General features: G+C 35.2%; 21 protein-coding genes and 1 other annotated feature. Of the genes, 20 read left to right on the top strand and 1 reads right to left on the bottom strand.

What is annotated here, in order from left to right:
* The first annotated feature begins 120 nt into the window (after positions 1–120).
* The 3 genes from IGJ02_RS07365 to thrB are packed head-to-tail and all read left to right on the top strand — an operon-like array spanning position 121 to position 3,332.
* The gene (locus tag IGJ02_RS07365) at positions 121–1,410 is read left to right on the top strand and encodes a homoserine dehydrogenase (protein ID WP_010761189.1); all 1,290 of its coding nucleotides are present in this window, start codon (positions 121–123) and stop codon (positions 1,408–1,410) included.
* A gap of 3 nt (positions 1,411–1,413) precedes the next feature.
* Positions 1,414–2,472, top strand: coding sequence for a threonine synthase (gene thrC / locus IGJ02_RS07370; RefSeq protein WP_430603891.1), 1,059 nt, complete (start codon positions 1,414–1,416; stop codon positions 2,470–2,472).
* Entirely contained in the window at positions 2,469–3,332 is an 864-nt protein-coding gene (gene thrB, locus IGJ02_RS07375) for a homoserine kinase (protein WP_430603893.1), read from the top strand. The genes thrC and thrB overlap by 4 nt, the downstream gene beginning before the upstream one ends.
* A gap of 53 nt (positions 3,333–3,385) precedes the next feature.
* On the opposite strand, the gene IGJ02_RS07380 is transcribed toward thrB, so the two are convergent.
* The gene (locus tag IGJ02_RS07380) at positions 3,386–4,243 is read right to left on the bottom strand and encodes a pyruvate, water dikinase regulatory protein (protein ID WP_010761192.1); all 858 of its coding nucleotides are present in this window, start codon (positions 4,241–4,243) and stop codon (positions 3,386–3,388) included.
* A 100-nt stretch (positions 4,244–4,343) separates the two neighbouring features.
* Between IGJ02_RS07380 and IGJ02_RS07385 the strand changes: the two genes are divergently transcribed.
* The 17 genes from IGJ02_RS07385 (at position 4,344) to IGJ02_RS07465 (ending at position 22,475) form a co-directional block, all read left to right on the top strand.
* Positions 4,344–4,769: a Fur family transcriptional regulator gene (locus IGJ02_RS07385; RefSeq protein ID WP_430603896.1), complete on the top strand. Its 426-nt coding sequence runs from the start codon at positions 4,344–4,346 to the stop codon at positions 4,767–4,769.
* A gap of 208 nt (positions 4,770–4,977) precedes the next feature.
* A complete protein-coding gene (gene rpsU / locus IGJ02_RS07390; protein WP_002356740.1) occupies positions 4,978–5,154 on the top strand; it encodes a 30S ribosomal protein S21 in 177 nt (58 codons plus the stop codon).
* Between the two features lie 25 nt (positions 5,155–5,179).
* Positions 5,180–5,629: a GatB/YqeY domain-containing protein gene (locus tag IGJ02_RS07395; RefSeq protein ID WP_010761194.1), complete on the top strand. Its 450-nt coding sequence runs from the start codon at positions 5,180–5,182 to the stop codon at positions 5,627–5,629.
* A 166-nt stretch (positions 5,630–5,795) separates the two neighbouring features.
* Positions 5,796–8,303, top strand: a complete 2,508-nt coding sequence (locus tag IGJ02_RS07400; RefSeq protein ID WP_430603897.1) for a hypothetical protein — start codon at positions 5,796–5,798, stop codon at positions 8,301–8,303.
* Positions 8,304–8,528: 225 nt separating this feature from the next.
* Entirely contained in the window at positions 8,529–9,497 is a 969-nt protein-coding gene (locus IGJ02_RS07405) for a PhoH family protein (protein ID WP_430603899.1), read from the top strand.
* 33 nt (positions 9,498–9,530) lie between these two features.
* Positions 9,531–11,729 (top strand): HD family phosphohydrolase, encoded by a 2,199-nt coding sequence (locus tag IGJ02_RS07410; RefSeq protein ID WP_010761197.1) that lies wholly within the window; start codon positions 9,531–9,533, stop codon positions 11,727–11,729.
* Entirely contained in the window at positions 11,729–12,205 is a 477-nt protein-coding gene (ybeY, locus tag IGJ02_RS07415; RefSeq protein WP_010761198.1) for an rRNA maturation RNase YbeY, read from the top strand. The genes IGJ02_RS07410 and ybeY overlap by 1 nt, the downstream gene beginning before the upstream one ends.
* Positions 12,189–12,590 (top strand): diacylglycerol kinase family protein, encoded by a 402-nt coding sequence (locus tag IGJ02_RS07420; RefSeq protein WP_430604087.1) that lies wholly within the window; start codon positions 12,189–12,191, stop codon positions 12,588–12,590. The genes ybeY and IGJ02_RS07420 overlap by 17 nt, the downstream gene beginning before the upstream one ends.
* 12 nt (positions 12,591–12,602) lie before the next feature.
* Positions 12,603–13,505, top strand: coding sequence for a GTPase Era (era, locus tag IGJ02_RS07425; protein WP_010761200.1), 903 nt, complete (start codon positions 12,603–12,605; stop codon positions 13,503–13,505).
* Positions 13,506–13,598: 93 nt separating this feature from the next.
* Positions 13,599–14,384 (top strand): DNA repair protein RecO, encoded by a 786-nt coding sequence (recO, locus tag IGJ02_RS07430; protein WP_430603900.1) that lies wholly within the window; start codon positions 13,599–13,601, stop codon positions 14,382–14,384.
* A 4-nt stretch (positions 14,385–14,388) separates the two neighbouring features.
* Positions 14,389–15,105, top strand: a complete 717-nt coding sequence (locus tag IGJ02_RS07435) for an AAA family ATPase (RefSeq protein WP_430603901.1) — start codon at positions 14,389–14,391, stop codon at positions 15,103–15,105.
* A 50-nt stretch (positions 15,106–15,155) separates the two neighbouring features.
* Positions 15,156–15,323, top strand: a binding site (T-box leader).
* Positions 15,324–15,485: 162 nt separating this feature from the next.
* On the top strand, positions 15,486–16,394 hold the full coding sequence (gene glyQ / locus IGJ02_RS07440) for a glycine--tRNA ligase subunit alpha (RefSeq protein WP_010761203.1): 909 nt from the start codon (positions 15,486–15,488) through the stop codon (positions 16,392–16,394).
* Between the two features lies 1 nt (position 16,395).
* Complete coding sequence (glyS, locus tag IGJ02_RS07445) at positions 16,396–18,477, top strand: glycine--tRNA ligase subunit beta (protein WP_430603903.1); 2,082 nt, start codon at positions 16,396–16,398, stop codon at positions 18,475–18,477.
* Between the two features lie 181 nt (positions 18,478–18,658).
* Positions 18,659–19,063, top strand: coding sequence for a DUF2177 family protein (locus IGJ02_RS07450; RefSeq protein ID WP_430603905.1), 405 nt, complete (start codon positions 18,659–18,661; stop codon positions 19,061–19,063).
* Positions 19,064–19,070: 7 nt separating this feature from the next.
* Positions 19,071–20,885 (top strand): DegV family protein, encoded by a 1,815-nt coding sequence (locus tag IGJ02_RS07455; RefSeq protein WP_430603907.1) that lies wholly within the window; start codon positions 19,071–19,073, stop codon positions 20,883–20,885.
* Entirely contained in the window at positions 20,882–21,655 is a 774-nt protein-coding gene (locus tag IGJ02_RS07460) for a DUF1295 domain-containing protein (RefSeq protein WP_010761207.1), read from the top strand. Before IGJ02_RS07455 ends, IGJ02_RS07460 begins: the two co-directional genes overlap by 4 nt.
* A gap of 13 nt (positions 21,656–21,668) precedes the next feature.
* Positions 21,669–22,475 (top strand): hypothetical protein, encoded by an 807-nt coding sequence (locus IGJ02_RS07465; RefSeq protein WP_010761208.1) that lies wholly within the window; start codon positions 21,669–21,671, stop codon positions 22,473–22,475.
* The last annotated feature ends 18 nt before the right edge of the window (positions 22,476–22,493 follow it).

The raw sequence follows: 22,493 nt of genomic DNA on the forward strand, positions 1-22,493 counted from the left end.
GGATTCCCTTGGGAAATTCAAAGAAAAGGGTAGTTTTTTTTACGTCAGTTGGGTATACTAGAAACATGTTTTATTAGAAAAAAATGAAACGTTTCTAATTTTATAGTTGGAGGAAGAAGAATGAAGGAAAAACTGAAAGTTGGTTTACTGGGATTGGGAACAGTCGGATCTGGTGTACCAACAATTTTACAAGAACATCGAGAAAAGATTTCGCAAGTTACGGGGATGGAAATCGCTATTTCAAAAGCATTAGTCCGAGACGAAGAAGAAAAAAGGCGTCTGGCTGAGAAATTTGATATTCAGCTCACGACAAATATTGAAGATATTATCAATGATGATGAAATCAAGATTATTGTAGAATTAATCGGAAAAATAGAACCAGCAAAAACCTTCATTACCAAAGCACTAGAAAATGGTAAACATATCGTAACTGCAAACAAAGATCTTTTAGCACAACACGGTAGTGAACTTGTTGCGTTAGCGCAAAAAAATCATTGCGACCTTTATTATGAGGCAAGTGTTGCAGGTGGTATCCCGATTTTGCGGACGATTGCTAATAGTTTAGCAGCTGACAATATCCAAAAAGTGTTAGGCATCGTAAATGGAACGACGAACTATATGCTGACACAAATGGTATCTGAGAAGAAATCTTACGAGCAAGCATTAAAAGAAGCTCAAGAATTAGGTTTTGCCGAATCTGATCCAACAAATGATGTGGATGGTATCGATGCAGCATATAAAATGGTGATTTTAAGCCAGTTTGCTTTTGGAATGAATATTAGACTAGATCAAGTTGATACGCGTGGTATTCGTGGCTTATCTTTAGATGATGTTGAAATGGCCGCTCAATTAGGGTATGAAGTGAAGTTGATTGGTTCTTCTGAAAATCAAGAGGGAAGTATCGCTGTTGAAGTAGGTCCGATGCTTGTGGCAAAATCGCATCCAATTGCTTCTGTTCGTAATGAATTTAATGCTGTTTTTATTGAAAGTTCTGGTGTAGGTGAATCAATGTATTATGGTCCAGGTGCAGGAGCAAAACCTACTGCAACAAGCGTTGTCAGTGATATCATCACGATTGCCAAAAATATCCGTTTGGGAACAACTGGTCATATGTTTAACTCCTATCAACATGATACAAAATTAGCTGCAGATGCAACGATTTCAGGAAAGTATTATTTTTCAATTGAAGTACCAGATCGTCGCGGTCAAATTTTAAAATTAACACAGGTAATGACGGAAGCAAATGTTAGTTTTGATCAATTAGTTCAGCAAAAATCTGATGGTACTAGAGCTAGAATCGTTGCGATTACACATACAATTACAAAAGAGCAAATGAAGCAAGTGACCAAAGAAATCGAATCCACTGAAGAATTCGAACTATTAAACACATTTAAAGTATTGGAGGATTAAACAATGTACGAAGGATTACTAAAACAATACAAAGACTATTTACCAATCACAGATAAAACGCCTATGATTTCACTGGCTGAAGGAAATACTCCGTTGATTCCATTGCATAGTTTATCAAAAGAGCTAGGAATCAATTTATATGGGAAATATGAAGGATTGAATCCAACTGGTTCATTTAAAGATCGAGGAATGGTCATGGCTGTTGCTAAGGCTGTTGAAGAAGGAGCCAAAGCAATCGTTTGTGCCTCAACTGGGAATACGAGTGCGGCTGCAGCTGCTTATGCTACAAGAGCCGGTGTTAAAGCGTATGTTGTTATTCCAGATGGGAAAATAGCAATGGGCAAACTAGCTCAAGCAATTATTTATGGGGCAGATATCATTTCGATTCCGGGAAATTTTGATGAGGCATTAAAAGCCGTACGTGATATTGCTAAAACAGAAGCTGTAGCTTTAGTAAATTCTGTAAATCCTTATCGTTTAGAAGGCCAAAAGACAGCTGCTTTTGAAGTCTGTGAACAATTAGGCCAAGCACCTGATGTCTTAGCAATTCCAGTGGGTAACGCTGGGAACATTTCAGCTTATTGGAAAGGCTTTAAAGAATGGCATGACAAAAAAGGCACAGATTTACCAAGAATGCATGGTTTTGAAGCAGAAGGTGCGGCTGCAATCGTCAAAGGAGAAGTGATTGAACAACCTGAAACCATTGCAACAGCGATTCGTATCGGTAACCCTGCAAGTTGGAAATTAGCAGAAGCTGCACGTGATGAATCAAAAGGACATATCGATTCTGTAACTGATGAAGAAATTCTGAATGCTTATCGTAAAGTTGCTGCACAAGATGGTGTATTTGTTGAACCAGGATCGGCTGCTTCTCTAGCTGGTGTGATCCAACATGTGAAAAGCGGGAAAATCAAACCAGGTGAGACGGTAGTAGCTGTTTTCACTGGGAATGGTCTTAAAGATCCTGATACAGCAATCAACGCAACAGATGTAGAAATATCTAAAATGAGTGATTTAGAAGAAATGCGCATGCATTTACGTAATGGAGTGTCAGAACTATGAAAATAAGAATTCCCGCAACCAGTGCAAATCTAGGTCCGGGGTTTGACTCCTGTGGTATTGCCTTATCACACTATCTGAATATTGAAGTCTTGGAAAATGCTCAAGATTGGAAAATTATGCATTCGCTAGGTTCTGATATCCCAAACGATGCAACGAATTTATTGATTCAAACAGCATTAAAAGTTGCGCCGAACCTTTCACCAAAAGTGTTGAAAATGACCTCAGATATCCCTTTAGCTAGAGGGTTAGGTAGTAGTTCTAGTGTGATCGTGGGTGGGATTGAGCTTGCCAATCGTTTAGGCAATCTGAATCTATCTCAAAAAGAAAAAGTGCAGATAGCAACAGAGATGGAAGGGCATCCGGATAACGTTGCTCCTGCTATCTGTGGAGATTTTGTCGTTGCAAGTTATGTTGATGGAGAAGTTCACTCAGTGAAACACCATTTTCCAATGTGTGATGTCATTGCTTACATCCCAGAAGCGCATTTGTTAACCTCTGAAAGCCGCAGTGTACTTCCGACTTCCATTCCTTATAAAGAAGCAGTACAAGCGAGTTCGATTGCGAATGTAATGATTGCGGCAATTTTGAATGGTAATTTACCATTAGCAGGATTAATGATGGAAAAAGATCGGTGGCATGAAGCTTATCGTAAAAAATTAGTTCCTCATTTGGATCAAATCAGATCTCTTAGTCATAAAGTTGGAGCTTACGGCGCATTTTTAAGTGGAGCAGGTCCAACAGTTTTGATTTTATCTCCTGAGGAAAAAACGAATCAAATGGTTCATGAATTAGAAAAGTTACCTCTTTCAGCTGCTATCAATGTGTTATCAATAGACCAAGAAGGAATACAAGTGTTTTAAAAAAATGAAGAGTAGTGTGGAATATAAACCTCACGACTCTTCGTTTTTTTTGTTTAAGCTTCTGGACTTTCGGTTGCATAATAACTATGGTCTTCCAAATTCAAAGCATTTAAAATCATTGAAGCCGTTTCTTCTATAGATAAGGACGCGACATTGATAACCACACAGCCTAGTTTTTCATATAAGTCATTTGCAAAGCTTAACTCTTTTCTGATTTTTTCAATATCCGAATAGGAAGTATCAGCAGGCAATCCATAAGTTCTCATCCGTTCTTTACGAATACCATTTAAGATGTCTGGATCATTTGTTAATCCCACAATTTTTTTAGGGTTTGTTTCCCATAATTGTTTTGGTAAATGAGCCTCAGGAATCAGCGGCAAGTTTGCTACTTTCAAATTTTTATTTGCTAAAAATAAACTAAGTGGAGTTTTTGAGGTTCTAGAAACGCCTAATAACAACACATCTGCTTCCAAGAAACCTCTAGGATCTTTGCCATCATCATATTTTACGGCAAATTCCATGGCTTCGATTCGTTTAAAATAATTTTCATTCAAATGATGCAAAGCTCCAGGTTCTCTGGTAGGTGCAATGCCAGTAAGGCGTTCGATTTCTGCCACAGGTGGCGTTAATATATCGAAGTGATATAAATTGTGTTCTTCAAAAAAATCATTGGCAATTTTTACGAGGTGGTCGTTAACTATCGTATGTAGAACCATGGCGTTCTCACGTTTTGCATCTTCCAATGCTTTTCTTAGCTTGTCTTCTTCTTTTGCGAAAGTTCTCCTGAATAGTGAAAAATCAACAGTGGGATACTGAGCCATAGAAGCTGCTGCTAATTTCGAAGCAGTTTCACCTGCTGAATCAGAAATAACAAAGATTGTCACGCATTTTTTTTGTTCATTTGTTGTCATAGTATGATTCCTCTCTTGCTTTTTTTATAAATTTATTATACCATACCTTCATGAATCTTATTCGTAATGATTCTGATTTAAAACGGGAGGTCAGCAAAAAATGCAATCAAATTCTAAAGTAGAGCAGTCGCTTGCAGTGATGAAAGAGCATGGCTTGAAATATACAAAAAAAAGAGAAGCAATGATCACATATCTAATTAGAAGAAATCGCTATATTTCAGCTAAAGAAGTTTATGAATTTATGAACCAAGAATATAAGGGAGTCAGCTACGATACTATCTATCGGAACTTACATGATTTTGAAACATTTAATTTGCTAGAAACAACTGACTTGAACGGAGAAAAGAAGTTTCGTTTTCATTGTTGCCAAGAAGTAGGACATCACCATCATTTTATTTGTACAGTTTGTGGAAAGACAAAAGAAATTCATATGTGCCCGATGGACTTTTTTAAAGAACAATTAAGTGGATGTGAAATAGAAGGCCATCGATTTGAGATTTTTGGTCGCTGTGAAGAGTGTCTCTGATCATTTTTTTCTGAAAAAGATCTGAATATTTCAAATGTGTGTAAAACTTTACTCATTTTGGCACTTTTTTATGTATTTTTTCAATACAAAGGTTGACGTTAAAATAACGATTCGATATAATGTAAAAAGAACGGTATTTTATTTTTGTGCAAACAATTCATAAATATAAAAAACGGTTACTTTTTAAGCTCGGAGGGAGGGAATTAACATGTCAAAAACTGTCGTTCGTAAAAACGAATCTCTTGACGATGCTCTTCGTCGCTTCAAACGTTCCGTTTCAAAAGCGGGTACTTTACAAGAATCTCGTAAACGTGAATTCTACGAAAAACCAAGTGTAAAGCGTAAGAAAAAATCTGAAGCAGCTAGAAAACGTAAAAAATTCTAGTTTTCGATGAATTGGAGTTGGTTGTATGTCATTACTAACAACATTGAATGACGATATCAAAACAGCTATGAAGTCAAAAGATAAAGATACGTTATCTGTACTTCGTATGCTGAAAGCAGCCATTCAAAATGAGCAGATTAAAACTAGCCGTGATTTGGACGGAGAAGAAGAGTTAACAGTTTTGTCTCGTGAGATGAAACAACGCAGAGACTCTTTATCAGAGTTTGAAAAAGCGGGACGTGACGATCTTGCTGACAAAGTGAAAATCGAAATCACAATTGTTGAAAAATATATGCCAAAGCAACTTTCAGAAGAAGAGATTCGTCAGGTAGTTCAAATGGCAATTAATCAGACTGGTGCGACTTCGCCAAAAGAATTTGGTAAAGTTATGAGTGCTGTGATGCCTGAAGTCAAAGGCAAAGCAGACGGAAATCAAGTCAATGCAATTGTAAAAGAGTTATTACAAGACAGATAATAAAAAAAACAGCAGATTTTATCTGCTGTTTTTTTTATTATCTGAGTAGGTTTCTAATTCGGCTTTTCGAAATATTTTTTAAATTAAAGTGAAATAAATATGGTATAATAATGAAGAACATGTTACAATTATTTCGTTAAATTTTTATTTAAATTTGGAGGAAGAAATGAAAAGCAAAAGAAAAATGTTTGTCAAAATTATCGTGTCGAGTATATTTTTATTAATGTTAACTATGGTTTTAAATGCGAAAATGACAAGAATAGTAGCGCAGAAAGAACCTGAAAATAAGGAAACATCTATTGTAAAAAGTAATAATATTCAATACATAACCGATGATAAACAACAAAAAGAACAAAACATAGGAAATAGGAGTACAACTGGAAATGAGATTGCAATAACTTTAACTGAAACAGATAATTATGGAAAACCACTGGCAGACGTTGGTGTTATATTGCAGAAGAAGATGAACAATGGTACATGGACAACATTTAATAATGAAAATATTCGAAAAACGGATTCGAATGGGCAAATTGTATTGCCGGAATCTCTAGTGAAATTAATTAAGGAAAAAGGTGGAAAAGAGGATAATTTAGCTTTTCGTTTTAGAGTGGTTTCTGTACCAACAGGTTATGTTGAGCCACCGGCTTATAGTGGAACAGACAAGGAAACGGCAGCTAGTAAAGGGGGAGTGTTGTATGAGCATATATCTGACGTAATGACTATTACTTCTGATACGACAACTGATTATCATGTAAGAATGTATAGTAACCTGAAGAGTAGCGAAAATTTCCTTAACAATCCGTACTTTTATTATGGAAATAATACAACTAATATTCCAGGATGGTCTATGTTCATTGGGATGTGGGGATTTCCAGGTGGAGTAACTCCAATTGGTCCAACACCTCAAATTTCTGGTACTATGCAAAAGTGGAAGGCTATACCCTTTGAGCTGAATAATAAGATTAACGAATGGGCCTATACAAATAGTATTATAGCCAGCGTATATACTGTAAATGATCCTACCAATCAAGTAGATTTAGGGGAATTAATCAGTCCTAAGTATGATGAGAATACCAAAACATTACGTTTTGATTACGATGGGACAAACGCAAACAGGAAATCAGATTTCGGTATTGTAATCGCACAAAATGTAATGATAAAACCGAATACATTATTCAGATTTGGTATGTCTTACCGGTTACCTGGAAATGGAGCTAACGCTGAACTAATTGAAGCACGTGTATATAAAGGAAAACAAATTTCTGGAAGTGGAGGGGTATTTCAGACTGGGACTTCAGACAATACAGAGTGGAAAGATATTTACGTTGAACGGAAAACTGGAAGCTCAGCTGAATTATTGACTCTGAGCTTGCGGATAAAGCTACCTAAAGAAAAAAAAAGTTGGGCAGAAATAAAAGCTCCCTGGGTAGAACCAGGAGCAATTGATGATAGCGGAGCAATTACTGAGAACACTGGAGAACCAAAGTCAGTGGCAGTAGAATATTATAAAGATCAGACGAAAGATGGTACAGTGGACATCCCAGCTACTAGTTTAGGCCGTTCTTGGTCTGCACCGCTAAAAACATACTCAGATGGTTATGTTTTAGATTATGCTACATTAGACGGAAAAAAAGTTACGACTAATCCAGTTAAAGGTATTTTTAAAAGTTCCGCTCAAACAGTTAAATATTATTATAGAAAAGCGAAGTATAAGTTAGTTGCTGATGATGTTACTTGGGAAAATCAGCCAGTAAATACGGTGGCACCAACAGCTAAGTTGTTTGATAACAAGGTCTATGTGTATGATGGGGATACCAAAATAGAAGCCATTGACTCAACCCAGTATGATGCGACTATTGAGGATTATGATAGTAGTGCTCCAGGATCAAAGTCTTTCAAAGTGAAGTTTAAATCAAAAACTGATCTTAATACGAAGTATCCAGGATTAGGTGATAATGATACTGTATATGGGAAACTGAATACTACATTTTTTTCAGTATTAAGTGCGACTGCTATTGATCAAACAAATTATATAGGGGATAATCAGCCAAGTGCTGCAAAGATAAAAAAATGGGTGAAAAATGTCCAGATTGACGGGAAGGGTATAGACGAGGATTATACTGTTGAATTGTTAGACACATGGGATAGTGCTAAAGTCGAGGAGAAGAGCTATAAAATTAAAGTGACTAGTGGAAGTGTATCTGAAACAATTTCAGTAAAAGTAAATTATATACCTAGTGGGAATTTGTCAGTTACTGTCCCTAAACTGTTAGAATTTGATAATGTACCTATACAATCAAAGAAAACACAAATAATTCCTAGAAAAAACAATCAATGGGATATAACAGTCGACGATCAAAGAAATAATACTGTGCGAGCAGACTGGCAACTTTCGATGCGGATTAAAGACGATTTTTCTTTAGAACAAGATGGTCAAAAACACATATTAAAAGGCATTCTAATTTTTAAAGATACAACCACAAGTGAGCCTGTTTTTATAAACGGAGAAAACTATCCTATTTTAAAAAGTTCTACAGATTTACCTAATGAAACAACAAAGAGTTGGTCAAAGGATACAGGTATGCTATTAGAATTAGATCAATCGAAATCAGCCGTTGCCAGAAATGGTGATTATCAAGCGACACTAGAATTTACTTTGGAAGATGCTCCATAAGAAGAATTAAGTGAATGATTACTAATCAGAATTACATGAAGAGTAGAGAGCTGCTTAAAACGTTTCTAGTTTTAAGCAGCTTTTTTGAGTTGGAATAAACAATAATGGTGCAATCATATTAAAAGAATCATTTCTAAGGTTTTTAATCTTAACCTACTTCTTTTTTATAAATAAATATTATGGTATGATTGTAGAGAATGAAAAAATAAAGGAGATGGGTATTTTTTGACAGAAAATCAGTCAATATCTTTGGAATTAAAGTTAAATGATTCTGATGATGTGAGTATGCTTTTAGGAACCCATGATAAACATATAAAGTATTTAGAAGAAAATACAGCTGTGACAATCAACACACGTGGAGAAATGATTCAATTACTAGGAGAAGAAGCCGAAGTGCAATTGGTTGCTTCTGTTATCAAAACTTTGCAAGTTTTGATTCAACGTGGAATCAAAGTCAGTACGCCAGATGTTGTTTCAGCTTTAAAAATGGCGAAAAGCGGAGAATTAGATAAGTTTGTTACAATGTATGAAGAAGAAATTTTAAAAGACCACCATGGCAGAGCAATAAGAGTCAAGAATATTGGACAAAAAAAATACATTGATGCGATTAGAAAACGTGATATTATTTTTGGCGTCGGCCCTGCTGGAACGGGTAAAACGTTTTTAGCAGTTGTCATGGCTGTGTCAGCATTAAAAAAAGGTGAAGTCCAAAAAATTATTTTAACGCGCCCTGCCGTTGAAGCGGGTGAAAGTTTGGGTTTTTTACCAGGTGATTTAAAAGAAAAAGTTGATCCATATCTCCGCCCAGTATACGATGCGTTATACCAAGTTTTTGGTATGGACCACACAAATCGCTTAATGGAGAGAGGTGTAATCGAAATTGCACCGTTAGCTTATATGAGAGGTCGGACATTAGATGATGCTTTTGTTATTTTAGATGAAGCGCAAAATACGACCGTTGCTCAAATGAAAATGTTTTTAACAAGACTTGGTTTTAACTCTCGTATGATCGTCAATGGCGATACAAGCCAAATCGATTTGCCTAAAGGCGTCGCTAGTGGTTTGATTCATGCCGAAAGAACCTTAAAGTCGATCGATAAAATTTCATTTGTTCATTTTGATGCTGGAGATGTTGTTAGACATCCAGTTGTTGCTCAAATCATTAGAGCATATGAAAAAGAGAGTCAAAAATAGTTTTAAACCTGCGGAAAGGAGTGAAAAATTCCGTTGAAATACTCGTTATTAAAATTACGTGATAAACTTGGAAAAGCTTATATACCAATACTTTTACTTATTTTTTCATGCTTTTTATTTATCATTATGTTCGGTAGTGTCCATCAGAAAAAAGTAGAAATAAAAGAAGGTCAACTAGCTGAAAATACAATTCGTGCGAATAAAAATGTTGAAAATACGTATGAAACAGCACAAAAGAAAAAATTAGCTGCTGAAGCAGTTACTCCTGAATATATTTATCAGGAAGAAACAGCAGATATTCAGCATAAGCGAATTGAAAAATTATTTAAACTGATCATTACAGCAAACGAAAAAACAGAAAAAGAGTATGAAGAGAGAAAAGCGAAGGCTAAAAAAGATGAAACGATTCCCAAACCAACAATCGAAGAAAGAGTAGCCAACTTAAAAGCGCAATTCGAATCGTTAGATCAAGATGAAGTCGCTTTTTACCAAAAATTTCCTACTGTATTTTATCAAAATATATTTTCATTAGATGCTAATCAGATTCAACAAGTAAAAACTGAAAGCTTAAAAATCGTAGATGAAAAGATGAAAGATCATGTACGTGAAGCTGATTTGGATAGCATACGACAAAATGCAATTGAGAAGATTCAATTTCTTGATGTTACCAGTACAATGCAACAAGAAATTCGTTATATTGTAAATGAAGGTATTGTAGCGAATGATTTTGCTAATGATAAAAAGACTAAAGAAATGCGTCAAAATGCAATGGATGCAGTTCCTCCAGCTATGATTTATCAGGGGGAAATTATTGTTCGTGAAGGGACTCAAATCGATAGTAAAGCGATGGAAAAGCTTGAACTGCTAGGGTTGACAAATCAAAGTACTTCGTTATTCCCAATGGCAGCACTAGCTTTAGCGATTGTCTTGCAGGTTTTTGTTTTATTATTTTTTACTAAACAAGTGACAGAGGAAGGCAAACGTAGACATTTTATCTTATTTTATGTAGGCGCAATGTCTTTAAGCGTTCTCTTGATGAAATTTTTCCAGATTTTCCAAACAGAACAAATGATGTATATCTCATTGTTTTTCCCAGCAGCGTTTACTCCTCTTGTATTAAATTATTTTGTAAGTCGAAGAGCCGGTGTTTTGGCAGCTGTTTTCCAAGTGATTTTTTCACTTTTTGTATTTTATAATTCTATAGGAACAAACTCATTGACGATTATCATAGTGAGTTATATGTTTTCTGGACTGTTGGCAACTGTAGTAAAAAGGACACGCATTGGCGAACAAGGATTAGTTGCAGTATTTTGGGTCATTATTTTTCCTGTTTGTGTGGACTTTATTTTAATGGTCTATCAAGGTATGAGCTTTTTTGATGGTAAATCGTGGACGATGATGATTTGTGCTTTAGCTGGAACTGTATTGTCTTTTCTTGCGACAATGGGACTTCATCCATATATTGAATTACTTGTAACAGATGACAGTGTGATTGTTTTAAATGAATTAAGTAATCCAAATCATCCGTTATTGAAGCAATTACTTGAAGAAGCACCTGGGACTTACCATCACAGTATGATGGTCGCTAGTTTAAGTGCGAATGCGGTTGCTGAAATTGGCGGACGTTCATTATTGACGCGAGTTGCTTGTTATTATCATGATATTGGAAAAATCAAGCATGCGAACTTCTTTGTAGAAAACTTACCAGCTGGTGCAGAAAATCCACATAATTTCTTGTTACCAGAAGATAGTAAACAAATTATTTTCGGTCATGTTATTGATGGTGCAAAAATTTTAGAAGACTATCATATGCCTGAAATGGTGATTGATATTTGTCATCAACATCATGGAACGACTCTAATGAAGTTTTTCTATATTAAAGCGAAAGAACGAAATCCAGATATTTCTGAAGCAGATTTCCGTTATCCGGGTCCTAAACCTCAAACCAGAGAAGCAGGGATCGTTAGTATTGCGGATACTTGTGAGGCTGCTGTTCGGGCAATGGATCATCCGACAAATGATAAAATTCAAGCGTTTGTTCATAATGTTATTCAAGATCGGATTTCAGATGGACAGTTGGATGATTGTGGTTTAACAATGAAAGAAATTCGGATTGTTGAAAAATCTCTGGTAAATGGTTTATGTAGTACTTTCCATTCAAGGATCAAGTATCCAAAAATGAAATCAGAAGCAGAAGAAATGAAAGAAGAACAAGAAAAGAGAGATGACTAATGGATATTTCATTCATTGATGAAACAATGAATCTATCAAAAGAAAATCTAGAAGAAGTAGAAAATCTGTTGCAGTTTGCAGCTGATTTTCTGAAAATATCTGAAGATACTGAAATGTCCGTGTCATTTATGGATAATTCAGGTATTCAGGTAATAAATAGAGATTATCGTGGGAAAGATGTTCCCACAGATGTTATTAGTTTTGCATTGGAAGAAGAAGGTGAAGATGAACTGCCTATTATTTTTGAAGATGCAGCAGAAGCTTTTCCAAGAAATCTTGGTGATATTATGATATCAACCGAACGAGCAGCGGAACAAGCTGCAGAATATGGTCATTCTTTTGAACGTGAATTAGGCTTTTTGGCGGTACATGGTTTTTTACATTTAAATGGGTATGATCATATGGAAGCTGATGATGAGAAAGAAATGTTTGGTTTACAGAAAGAGATTTTAGATGCCTATGGACTCAAAAGATAAGCGGACAGAGAAAAATAAACATTTTATAGCTTCTTTAGAGTTCGCTCTTCAAGGGATTAAAACAGTATTTAAGGAAGAGCGAAACATGCGAACGCATCTTTTGATGGGCGTTGCAGCAATTATTGCTGGTTTCGTTTTTCAGTTAGCTATCTCAGAATGGTTGTGGTTGTTACTCGCGATTTTTCTTGTTTTAGTGATGGAAATTATTAATACAGCGTTTGAAAATGTGGTTGATATGGTAACCGATTTCCATTTTCATCCAATTGGTAAAAAAATCAAAGACATGGCCGCAGGCGCAGTTCTTTTAACAGCAGGATTTGCTGTGGTTATTGCAGTGCTGTTGTTTGTCCCAAAAATATGGCAGATACTACAAGATTTTTTATAGAGGAGAGAAACAATGACTGAAGCACATAAATCCGGATTTGTAGCAATTGTAGGCAGACCTAATGTTGGTAAATCTACTTTATTGAACCGAATTGTCGGACAAAAAATAGCGATTATGAGTGATAAAGCTCAAACAACTAGAAATAAGATACAAGGAATTTATACAGTTCCGGAAGCGCAAATTGTTTTTATTGATACACCAGGTATTCACAAACCAAAACATCGCTTAGGTGATTTCATGGTTGAAACAGCTTATAGTGCTTTACGTGAAGTTGATGCAACGTTATTTATGATTAGCGCGGATCAAAAAAGAGGTAAAGGGGATGATTTCATCATTGAGCGCCTCAAGACAATGACTAGCCCCGTTTATCTTGTGATTAACAAAATCGATACGGTTCATCCGGATCAACTTTTGGGAATCATTGAAGATTATTCGAACCAAATGGAATTTGCAGAAGTTGTACCGATTTCAGCAACAGAAGGAAATAATGTGGATCGTTTGATGGATGTTTTAGTAGATCAAATGCCAGAAGGCCCACAGTATTTTCCAGATGACCAAGTAACAGATCACCCTGAATATTTTATTGTTTCTGAATTAGTTCGTGAAAAAGTATTATTGCTTACAAGAGATGAAATTCCTCATTCAGTAGCAGTTGTAGTTGATTCGATGAAACGCGATGAGAATGATAAAGTACGTATTCAAGCAACGATTATCGTTGAACGTGATAGCCAAAAAGGAATCATTATTGGTAAAGGCGGAAAAATGCTTAAACAGATCGGAACAAAAGCCAGACAAGATATTGAACATTTACTAGATGACAAAGTTTACTTAGAACTTTGGGTAAAAGTGCAAAAAGACTGGCGTGATAAAAAAGTTCATTTACAAGATTTCGGGTATCGCAAAGACGATTATTAATGAGAAATGAAAGAACAATTCTGTATTATTACAGGATTGTTCTTTTACTTGTATCTCTGCTAAAATAGACTAGAATACAAAGGAGGCGAAAGTATGGCTTTAGGAGAAACAAAAGGAATTATTTTATTTACCAAAGATTACAAAGAAAAAGATAAGTTAGTCAAAATTTTTACAGAATCCTTTGGTAAGTTGATGTTTTTCGTAAAAGGAGCACATCGCAAAAATAATCCAATTGGTCCTGCTATTTTGCCTTTTACAGAAGCTATATATATTGGTGATTTTAGAGAAGAAGGGTTATCTTTTTTAAATGGAAGTAAAGATGTTTATCCACTTCGAGTTATTCAGGAAGATATTTTTGTGAATGCATATGCAACTTATATTTTGAATTTAGTTGATGCAGCCATTGAAGATCGGACGTACGATCCTAATCTGTATCACTTTGTACAACAAGCTTTGAAATTATTGAATGAAAATAAGGACGCTGAAATTATTACTAATATATTTGAAATTCAATTACTAAGTCGATTCGGTATCACTCCAGAGTGGAAGCATTGTAGTGTTTGTCAAGAAACTCGTGGAAAATTTGATTATTCATCAAAATATAGTGGCGTTTTATGTGAACGTCATTGGCATCTTGATGATCATCGATATCATGCAGATCCTAGAGCAATTCATTTTATTCGACTTTTCTCAACAGTTTCTTATGATAAAGTCCAGGATATCAATGTTAAATCAGAGACAAAAACAGCTATTAGAAAAACTATTGACGAACTGTACGACGAATATGTTGGAATTAATTTAAAGAGTAAGAAGTTTATCGATCAAATGAAAAGTTGGGAAGACACATTGAAGTTGCCTAAGCGGGAAAAAAAGGATTAAGAGGATGACAAAACTGTATCTTAAAGGATTGAAATACGATAAAGTAACAACTTTAACCCGATTTCCGTTCAATTTACCAATTCTAAATGATTTGAATCAACTTATTTTCGATAAGCCAGTTACATTTTTGATAGGGGAAAATGGTTCTGGGAAATCAACGATAATAGAGACCATAGCTGGCTTAATGGATTTGAATCTTGAAGGTGGTTCAAAAAATAATTGTTTTGTTTCTTACGAAGAGCAATCTTTGCTAGTAGAAGCAAGCCGACCAATAAAGTATCCAAATTATCCAAAAGACAGTTATTTTTATCGAGCAGAATCCTATTATAATTTAATGACGGATATTGAAATGATCGACCAAGGTGAAGGTGTTTTCCAGCGCGAACTTCATACCTATTCAAGAGGAGAATCTTTTTATGAGTTAGTCTCAAGCCGCTTTTTTGGACAAGGTTTTTATCTATTAGATGAGCCAGAGACTGGATTATCTCTCAGTACACAATTACAATTGATGGTTTTGATGCAAGAGTTAATCAAAGCTGATTCACAGTTTGTTATTGCTACTCATTCGCCAGTGTTATTATTTTTCCCAAATGCTAGAATCTATGAATTCACTGATGGAAAAATCGTCAAACGCGCACTAGAAGAAACGAAAATATATCAAGAATGGTTAATGATTTTTGAAAGAAAAGAGCATTTTTTTCAAAATCTGTTTGAATCTTAAAAAATAATTTGACATCTCAGTGATCAAAGATTATCATAAAGAGTAATTAAATATATACGTTGAAAAAGAAGAGTAAGAAGAACTGCTGTTATAGCGAGTCTGGGAAAGTGTGAGCCAGATACAAGCAACTTTTGAAGGGCGCTTTTGAGTATACTAAAACGAAGCTGCCGATAGTTACTATCGGAAGTAGGGTGGAACCGCGATTATTCGTCCCTATGTCTCTAAGAGGCATAGGGACTTTTTTGTTTTTTTTGCTTAAGATTTTTATAAAAAATTATTGTGTAATAGGTAACGCACAGTGATGAAAATTGAGCGTTACTCGATTGTTTTTTATTGTATCAGAAAAAAACGGATTATACATTTAAATTAGGAGGATCACAATGGAAAAGAAACTTACTGTACAAGAAATGATTTTAACCTTGCAAAAATTTTGGTCATCAAAGGGTTGTATGCTAATGCAAGCTTATGATACGGAAAAAGGAGCAGGGACAATGAGTCCTTATACATTTTTGCGAGCAATCGGACCTGAACCTTGGAATGCGGCTTATGTAGAACCTTCAAGAAGACCAGCAGATGGTCGTTATGGGGAAAATCCAAACCGTCTGTATCAACATCATCAATTTCAAGTAGTTATGAAACCATCACCAGAGAATATTCAAGAATTATATTTAGAAAGTTTAGAGTTGTTAGGAATCGATCCGTTGGCGCATGACATTCGTTTTGTTGAAGATAATTGGGAAAATCCTTCTATGGGATGCGCGGGATTAGGTTGGGAAGTCTGGCTTGATGGCATGGAAATCACTCAATTTACGTATTTCCAGCAGGTGGGCGGATTAGCTTGTCATCCTGTAACCTCTGAAATCACCTACGGACTTGAACGACTTGCTTCATACATTCAAGAAGTAGAAAGTGTATATGATTTAGAATGGACTGAAGGCGTAAAATACGGTGAAATCTTCAATCAACCAGAATATGAACATTCTAAGTATTCATTTGAAATCAGTGATCAAGAGATGCTTTTAGAAAACTTTGATAAATTTGAAAAAGAAGCAAAACGCTGTATTGATGAAAGTCTTGTACATCCAGCTTATGACTATATTTTAAAATGCAGCCATACATTTAACTTGTTGGATGCTCGTGGTGCAGTATCTGTAACAGAGCGTGCTGGATATTTAGCTCGCATTAGAAACCTAGCAAAAGCTGTAGCGAAAATATTCGTTGCAGAACGTGAAAAATTAGGATTTCCACTTTTAAACAAAGACAATCAAACTAGTAAGGAGGCTAAATAACATGGCAAAAGACCTATTACTTGAAATCGGCTTGGAAGAAATGCCAGCGCATATTGTCAGCCCAAGTCGTTTACAATTAGAAAATAAAATAGTGAAGTTTTTAGATGAAAACAAATTAACTTATGAAACAGTCCAAAGCTTTTCGACGCCTCGCCGATTAGCCATACGTGTGACAGGATTGCCAGAACAACAAGAAGATACGCAAGAAGAGATTAAAGGACCTGCTAAAAAAATTGCTCAAGATGCCGAAGGAAATTGGAGCAAAGCTGCAGAAGGATTTGTTAGAGGTCAAGGTTTAACTACAGAGGCAATCACTTTTAAAGAATTGAACGGTGTAGAATATGTTTATGTAACGAAACATAATCAAGGACAAAAAACGATTGATGTGCTAGCAGGATTGAAAGATGTTATTACAAGTTTAACTTTTCCAGTGACAATGCACTGGGCAAATTATGATTTTGAGTATATCCGTCCAATTCATTGGATCGTAGCTTTACTAGATGATGAAGTGATTCCGTTCTCTGTTCTAGATGTAACCACTGGGAACCGCTCTCGCGGACATCGTTTCTTAGGTGACGATGTGACGTTTGATCATTCAAAAGAGTACGAAGAAAAACTGAAAGCACAGTTTGTGATCGTTGATCCTAATGAAAGAAAAAAAATGATCGTTGATCAAGCGAACCAATTAGCTGAAAAAAACAGCTGGAAGCTGGATCTAGATGAGAATTTGCTGGAAGAAGTTAATAATTTAGTTGAATACCCAACAGCTTTTGTGGGTGCTTTTGATGAAAAATACCTTTCTGTTCCAGATGAAGTATTAGTTACGTCAATGAAAGAGCATCAACGCTATTTTGATGTTCGTAATGATCAAGGATTATTATTACCTCACTTTATTTCTGTTAGAAATGGGGATAATGTTCATATTGAAAATGTAATCAAGGGAAATGAAAAAGTGTTGATTGCTCGTTTAGAAGATGCTGAATTCTTTTATAATGAAGATAAAAAGTTGTCAATTGAGGAATGTGTCAATAAATTAAAAAATGTCACTTTCCATGAAAAAATTGGAACTATCTACGAAAAAATGCAACGCGTGGCTGTTATTGGACAAATCATTGGTAAAGAAGTCGGTCTATCAGAAGCAGAATTGGCTGATTTAAAACGTGCTTCTGAAATTTACAAATTTGACTTAGTGACAAATATGGTCGGTGAATTCCCAGAATTACAAGGAATCATGGGAGAAAAATACGCATTGCTTCAGGGAGAAAAACCAGCAGTAGCTCAGGCAATCCGTGAGCATTATTTACCAACATCGAGTGAAGGAGAACTTCCTGTTTCTGCAATGGGTGCTGTTTTAGCAATTGCTGATAAACTTGATAGTGTATTTTCATTCTTTGCGGTAGGGATGATCCCTAGCGGCTCTAATGATCCCTATGCGTTACGCCGTCAAACATATGGAGTAATTCGTATTGTTGAAAATAAAGGGTGGCAGTTCCCCTTAGTTCAACTTCAGATGGAAATCGATGCAGCTGTTAATGCGGATAGTCAAAAATTTGGCATCCAATTGACAACAGGTCAAGAAGAAGTCATTGAGTTTGTGAAAGCGCGCCTACGCCAATTATTGATGACAAAAGATGTACGTCATGATGTGATTGATGCTGTAATCTCATCTGAACAAAAGGACTTAGCCAAACTGTTTTCATCTGCAGCAATCCTGAAAAAACATTTACTGGATAATGATTTCAAACCTTCAATGGAAGCATTGACACGAGTGATTAACTTAGCTAAAAAAGGTCGCGAGCTATTAAAACAAGATAGTCAGGTTGATGCGACTTTATTTGAAAATAATGCAGAAAAAGCATTACACAAAGCAGTAAATGAAATTGAAGAGAAGTTTGATGAAAATACTATGTCAGAAAATTATCAAGCATTAGTCAATTTACGACCATTGATCGAACAATATTTTGAAGAAACAATGGTTATGGTAGAAGATGAAAAAGTTAAAGCAAACCGTTTGCAAGAACTTAACCGTATTGCTAAAATGTCTTTATCATTGGCTAGTTTAGATTTATTGATCGTAAAATAAGATATGAAAAAAGATGAGGAGGCTTGAACAAAACGGACTCCTCTTTTTTCCGTAAACTATTGGAATTGAAGAGTTAGAAAAATTTCCCAAGCAAAATTTTTTCATAAAACAATAGAGCGTGGTACGATAAACTTATCGATTGATAAGGTGATCGTGCTATTTTTTATTAGGAGGAATTAAAATGAATCAGTTTATAAAATTATTTAGTAGTGCAGCGGTTATATTTCTAGTTCTAGATTTTATCTGGCTACTATTAATTGCTAAAAAAATCTATCAAGATCAGTTAGGTAGTTTGTTAGGCCCCACTAAAATAATTCCAGCAGTTGTTTTTTATGTATTATATCTTATTGGTATTCTATTTTTTGTTATTTATCCAGCAATTGAAAAAGATAGTTTGATCTACGCTATTTCAGCAGGTGCTTTTCTAGGAGTGCTATGCTATGGAACATATGATTTAACAAATCTAGCTACAATTAAAGATTGGCCTTCGTTGGTTACAATGATAGATTTAGTCTGGGGAGGATTTGTTACTGCAATGACTTGTGGTGTTACTGTCTTTATAGCTCAGCATTTCAATTGGAGGTGAGTAGCGTATGACAAGTCAGTCGATTGATTATCAAGAGTTGCTATTTGCATTTCGACAAGGAGCTATTCAATTGATAAACGAGAAACAAGAGCTGAATCAAATTAATGTTTTTCCTGTGTCGGATGGAGATACGGGAAGTAATTTAGCCTCGTTGATGGAGACGATACTTGAAGAGACAAATGATGAATCAACTTCTGTCATCGAAGTCTTTGAGAATATAGCAGAAGCTTCTTTGTTAGGAGCAAGAGGAAATTCTGGGATTATTTTTGCACAATATTTTAATGGTATTTATAATAATCTATTGCTTCAGGAGGAAAAAAGCTCTGTTAAGAGTTTTGTAACAAGTGTAAAGTTAGCGATCAGTGAAGCATATCAGGCTATTGAAAACCCAGTAGAAGGAACGATCATCACGGTTATTAGATCTTGGGCAGAAGCTCTTAATAAAGGGGATCAGATCCATAGTTTGGAAAATCTTTTACCGCAAGCGCTTATTGAGACAAAGCAAGCATTAGATAATACAACTAGACAGTTAAAGATACTGCAAAAAAACCAAGTAGTCGATGCAGGAGCGAAAGGCTTCTATTTATTCATAGAAGGTTTTACTAAAGCTTTTATAAATAAACAAGCTGTGGACAAACCAAGGGAGCGTTTAAATGAGTCTGTAAAAATCGAAATTTCTGAAACTTTGCATAGAAACTCTTCAGAACCAAAATATAGATATTGTACTGAAATATTAATAGATCAGGTAACGCAGACAAAAGAAGCTATCCAGACAAAATTAAGCGCATATGGTGATTCTTTAATTGTCTCTATAAATCGTGGAAAAGCGAGAATCCATATTCATTCTAATCAGCCAGATCAAGTCTTGGATTATTTAAACACGGTAGGTCAACCAATTCAACAAAAGGTTGATGATATGTTGTTGCAATATCGAGTAAATACGCAAAAAAGAACGCCAATTGCCTTAGTGACAGACTCGATCGCTGATTTACCTGCTGACTATGTATTAGATAATCAGATTCATGTATTGCCTATGAATATATTGATTGGCAATACTAGCTATATTGATAAAATAACAATTCAAAGCAATCAGTTTTTTGAGTTGAATAAAAAACAGAGCGAACGAGCTACTAGCTCACAACCGACATTAAAAACGGTTAAAAATCTTTTTTCGTTTTTAGAAACTAAATATGAAGCAATTTTAGTTATTACGGTTGCTGGAAAACTTAGTGGGACTTTCTATACCGTGAAAGAAGCTGCAAAGCATATAAGCTCTCCTAATACTAGGATTGAAGTTATTGACTCCAAGCAAAACTCTGCAGCGCAAGGATTGCTCGTAATGTGTGCTAATGAATGGATTCAATCAGGAATTGGATTTACTGAATTAGTTGAACGAACAAGGCGTAAAAGGAGTCAGCTTAAAATCTTGGTTAGCGTAGATGATTTAAATCCTATGATTGACTCTGGCAGGATACCTCAATTTGCTGGGAAAATTGCTAAGAAGGTTAATTTGAAACCGATTGTTAGTTTAAACGAGGCAGGTGAAGGGACTTTGAGTGCTTTTACTTTTAGCTTGGAAGGAAATGAAAAGAAAATTATCAAGCAACTTAAAAAAATGCATAAGAGCAGCACAATAAAGCGTTATGCTGTCATTCATGCCAATTCGGAAAAAAGAGCGTTGGTATGGAAAAATGAATTAATAAAACACCTTGGATTTCAACCAAGTTATATTATGGATATTTCAACTGTTATTGCAATGAGTGCTGGTCAAGGAAGTGTAGCTGTGGCTGTTGAATTAGGAGAAGGGGCGGATTTAATATGACTATTTTAATTGTTAGTAGTGTAATATTTTTATACTTTACTGTGTTATTCTTTTTAGCGCAATATCTTCACAATAATTCTATTGTTGATTTAGCTTGGGGAATTGGATTTGTACTGGTGGCAGTTACAGGGTATCTCGTTATGCCTGAAAAAACAAAGGTCAGTACAATAATTCTTTTATTAGTAACAATTTGGGGACTTCGATTGTTTTTCCATTTAGCTAAACGAAATATCGGGAAACCGGAAGATTATCGTTATGTGAACATGAGAAAACGTTGGGGCAACCGATTTGCAAGATTAAAAGCTTACTTAAACGTCTTTATTTTACAAGGTGTTCTTTTGTTAGTTGTTTCAATGCCGATTCTTTTTGTGATGACAAGTTCTACCAATGCTTTTTATTGGTGGAATGGAGTAGGAGTTTTAATTTGGTTAATTGGATTTGGCTATGAAACGATTGGCGATCATCAACTGACAAAATTTAAAAGTGAAAGCGCCAATCATGGAAAGCTGTTAACAACTGGTTTATGGTCAACGACAAGACACCCAAACTATTTTGGTGAAGCACTTAGTTGGTGGGGGATATTTCTTGTAAGTTTGAATGACACACGAAATATTTGGGGTATTATTGGTCCAATAACAATTACCTTGTTGCTTTTATTTGTATCAGGTGTCCCTTTGCTTGAGAAGAAATACAGAGAGCGACCAGATTTTATTGTTTACGCAAAGAAAACACCAAAATTTACCCCTTTTATTGGGAAAAAAGGATTATAAAGGAGAGATTAAGATGGATAAAAATCAATCTATTTGGTCAAAGTGGGTCGTTACAATTATCTATATTGTAATGATTGGCACGAATGCGGCAGCTGTTTTGTTGCCGCTAAACGGAATGACAACGCAAGAAGTTTCTGATACTTATCCCAACTTATTTGCCCCAGCTGGTTTGACGTTTGCAATTTGGTCAGTAATTTATTTGCTATTGGCTGGTTTTGTTGTTTATCAATGGCTTAAACCAGGAAAAGATTCTGTTTTAATTAATCAGCAAATTAGTAAAAAGTTAAGAATGACTTTTATCATTTCTTCAATATTGAATAGCATTTGGTTAGTAGCATGGCAGTATCTTTATATTGATTTATCAGTTGTGATCATGCTAGCTTTGCTGTCTGTACTGATTTATATCAATCGTATTTTAGCGAACACACCATTGACCAAAAAAGAGTATATCTTTATAAGGTTACCTTTCAGCATTTATTTTGGCTGGATCACAATTGCGACAATTGCCAACATAACAGCATTTTTAGTTGATAAAAATATTGCTTTTCTTCAAAATAATCAAGTTTTATGGACGATTGTCATATTAGTTATTGGAGTAATGATTATTAGTTTAACGATCATTCGTAACCATGATAGTGCATATGGTTTAGCAACGGTATGGGCATATTATGGTATTTTGAACAAGCATCAAGCACAAGATGGTTGGAATAACGCTTATCCTAGCATCGTCATGACAGTGATGATATGCTTAGTCATTCTCGTAATTGTTTGTCTATACGAAGTAGTTTTACTATCTAAAAGAAAAAAGAATGTTATCTAGTATATGTTTCTTTGTCTG

This window comes from Enterococcus sp. DIV0724b, from assembly GCF_050531475.1.
Taxonomy (GTDB): domain Bacteria; phylum Bacillota; class Bacilli; order Lactobacillales; family Enterococcaceae; genus Enterococcus_L; species Enterococcus_L haemoperoxidus.

Excerpts from the sequence above, each read along its gene's own strand:
- IGJ02_RS07435 (WP_430603901.1), top strand. The coding sequence starts at position 14,389 with ATGACAAAACTGTATCTTAAAGGATTGAAATACGATAAAGTAACAACT.
- IGJ02_RS07400 (WP_430603897.1), top strand. The coding sequence starts at position 5,796 with ATGAAAAGCAAAAGAAAAATGTTTGTCAAAATTATCGTGTCGAGTATA.
- IGJ02_RS07380 (WP_010761192.1), bottom strand. The coding sequence starts at position 4,243 with ATGACAACAAATGAACAAAAAAAATGCGTGACAATCTTTGTTATTTCT.
- glyS (WP_430603903.1), top strand. The coding sequence starts at position 16,396 with ATGGCAAAAGACCTATTACTTGAAATCGGCTTGGAAGAAATGCCAGCG.
- IGJ02_RS07395 (WP_010761194.1), top strand. The coding sequence starts at position 5,180 with ATGTCATTACTAACAACATTGAATGACGATATCAAAACAGCTATGAAG.
- ybeY (WP_010761198.1), top strand. The coding sequence starts at position 11,729 with ATGGATATTTCATTCATTGATGAAACAATGAATCTATCAAAAGAAAAT.
- recO (WP_430603900.1), top strand. The coding sequence starts at position 13,599 with ATGGCTTTAGGAGAAACAAAAGGAATTATTTTATTTACCAAAGATTAC.
- thrC (WP_430603891.1), top strand. The coding sequence starts at position 1,414 with ATGTACGAAGGATTACTAAAACAATACAAAGACTATTTACCAATCACA.
- IGJ02_RS07365 (WP_010761189.1), top strand. The coding sequence starts at position 121 with ATGAAGGAAAAACTGAAAGTTGGTTTACTGGGATTGGGAACAGTCGGA.
- IGJ02_RS07455 (WP_430603907.1), top strand. The coding sequence starts at position 19,071 with ATGACAAGTCAGTCGATTGATTATCAAGAGTTGCTATTTGCATTTCGA.
- era (WP_010761200.1), top strand. The coding sequence starts at position 12,603 with ATGACTGAAGCACATAAATCCGGATTTGTAGCAATTGTAGGCAGACCT.
- IGJ02_RS07420 (WP_430604087.1), top strand. The coding sequence starts at position 12,189 with ATGGACTCAAAAGATAAGCGGACAGAGAAAAATAAACATTTTATAGCT.
- thrB (WP_430603893.1), top strand. The coding sequence starts at position 2,469 with ATGAAAATAAGAATTCCCGCAACCAGTGCAAATCTAGGTCCGGGGTTT.
- rpsU (WP_002356740.1), top strand. The coding sequence starts at position 4,978 with ATGTCAAAAACTGTCGTTCGTAAAAACGAATCTCTTGACGATGCTCTT.
- IGJ02_RS07450 (WP_430603905.1), top strand. The coding sequence starts at position 18,659 with ATGAATCAGTTTATAAAATTATTTAGTAGTGCAGCGGTTATATTTCTA.
- IGJ02_RS07460 (WP_010761207.1), top strand. The coding sequence starts at position 20,882 with ATGACTATTTTAATTGTTAGTAGTGTAATATTTTTATACTTTACTGTG.
- glyQ (WP_010761203.1), top strand. The coding sequence starts at position 15,486 with ATGGAAAAGAAACTTACTGTACAAGAAATGATTTTAACCTTGCAAAAA.
- IGJ02_RS07465 (WP_010761208.1), top strand. The coding sequence starts at position 21,669 with ATGGATAAAAATCAATCTATTTGGTCAAAGTGGGTCGTTACAATTATC.
- IGJ02_RS07385 (WP_430603896.1), top strand. The coding sequence starts at position 4,344 with ATGCAATCAAATTCTAAAGTAGAGCAGTCGCTTGCAGTGATGAAAGAG.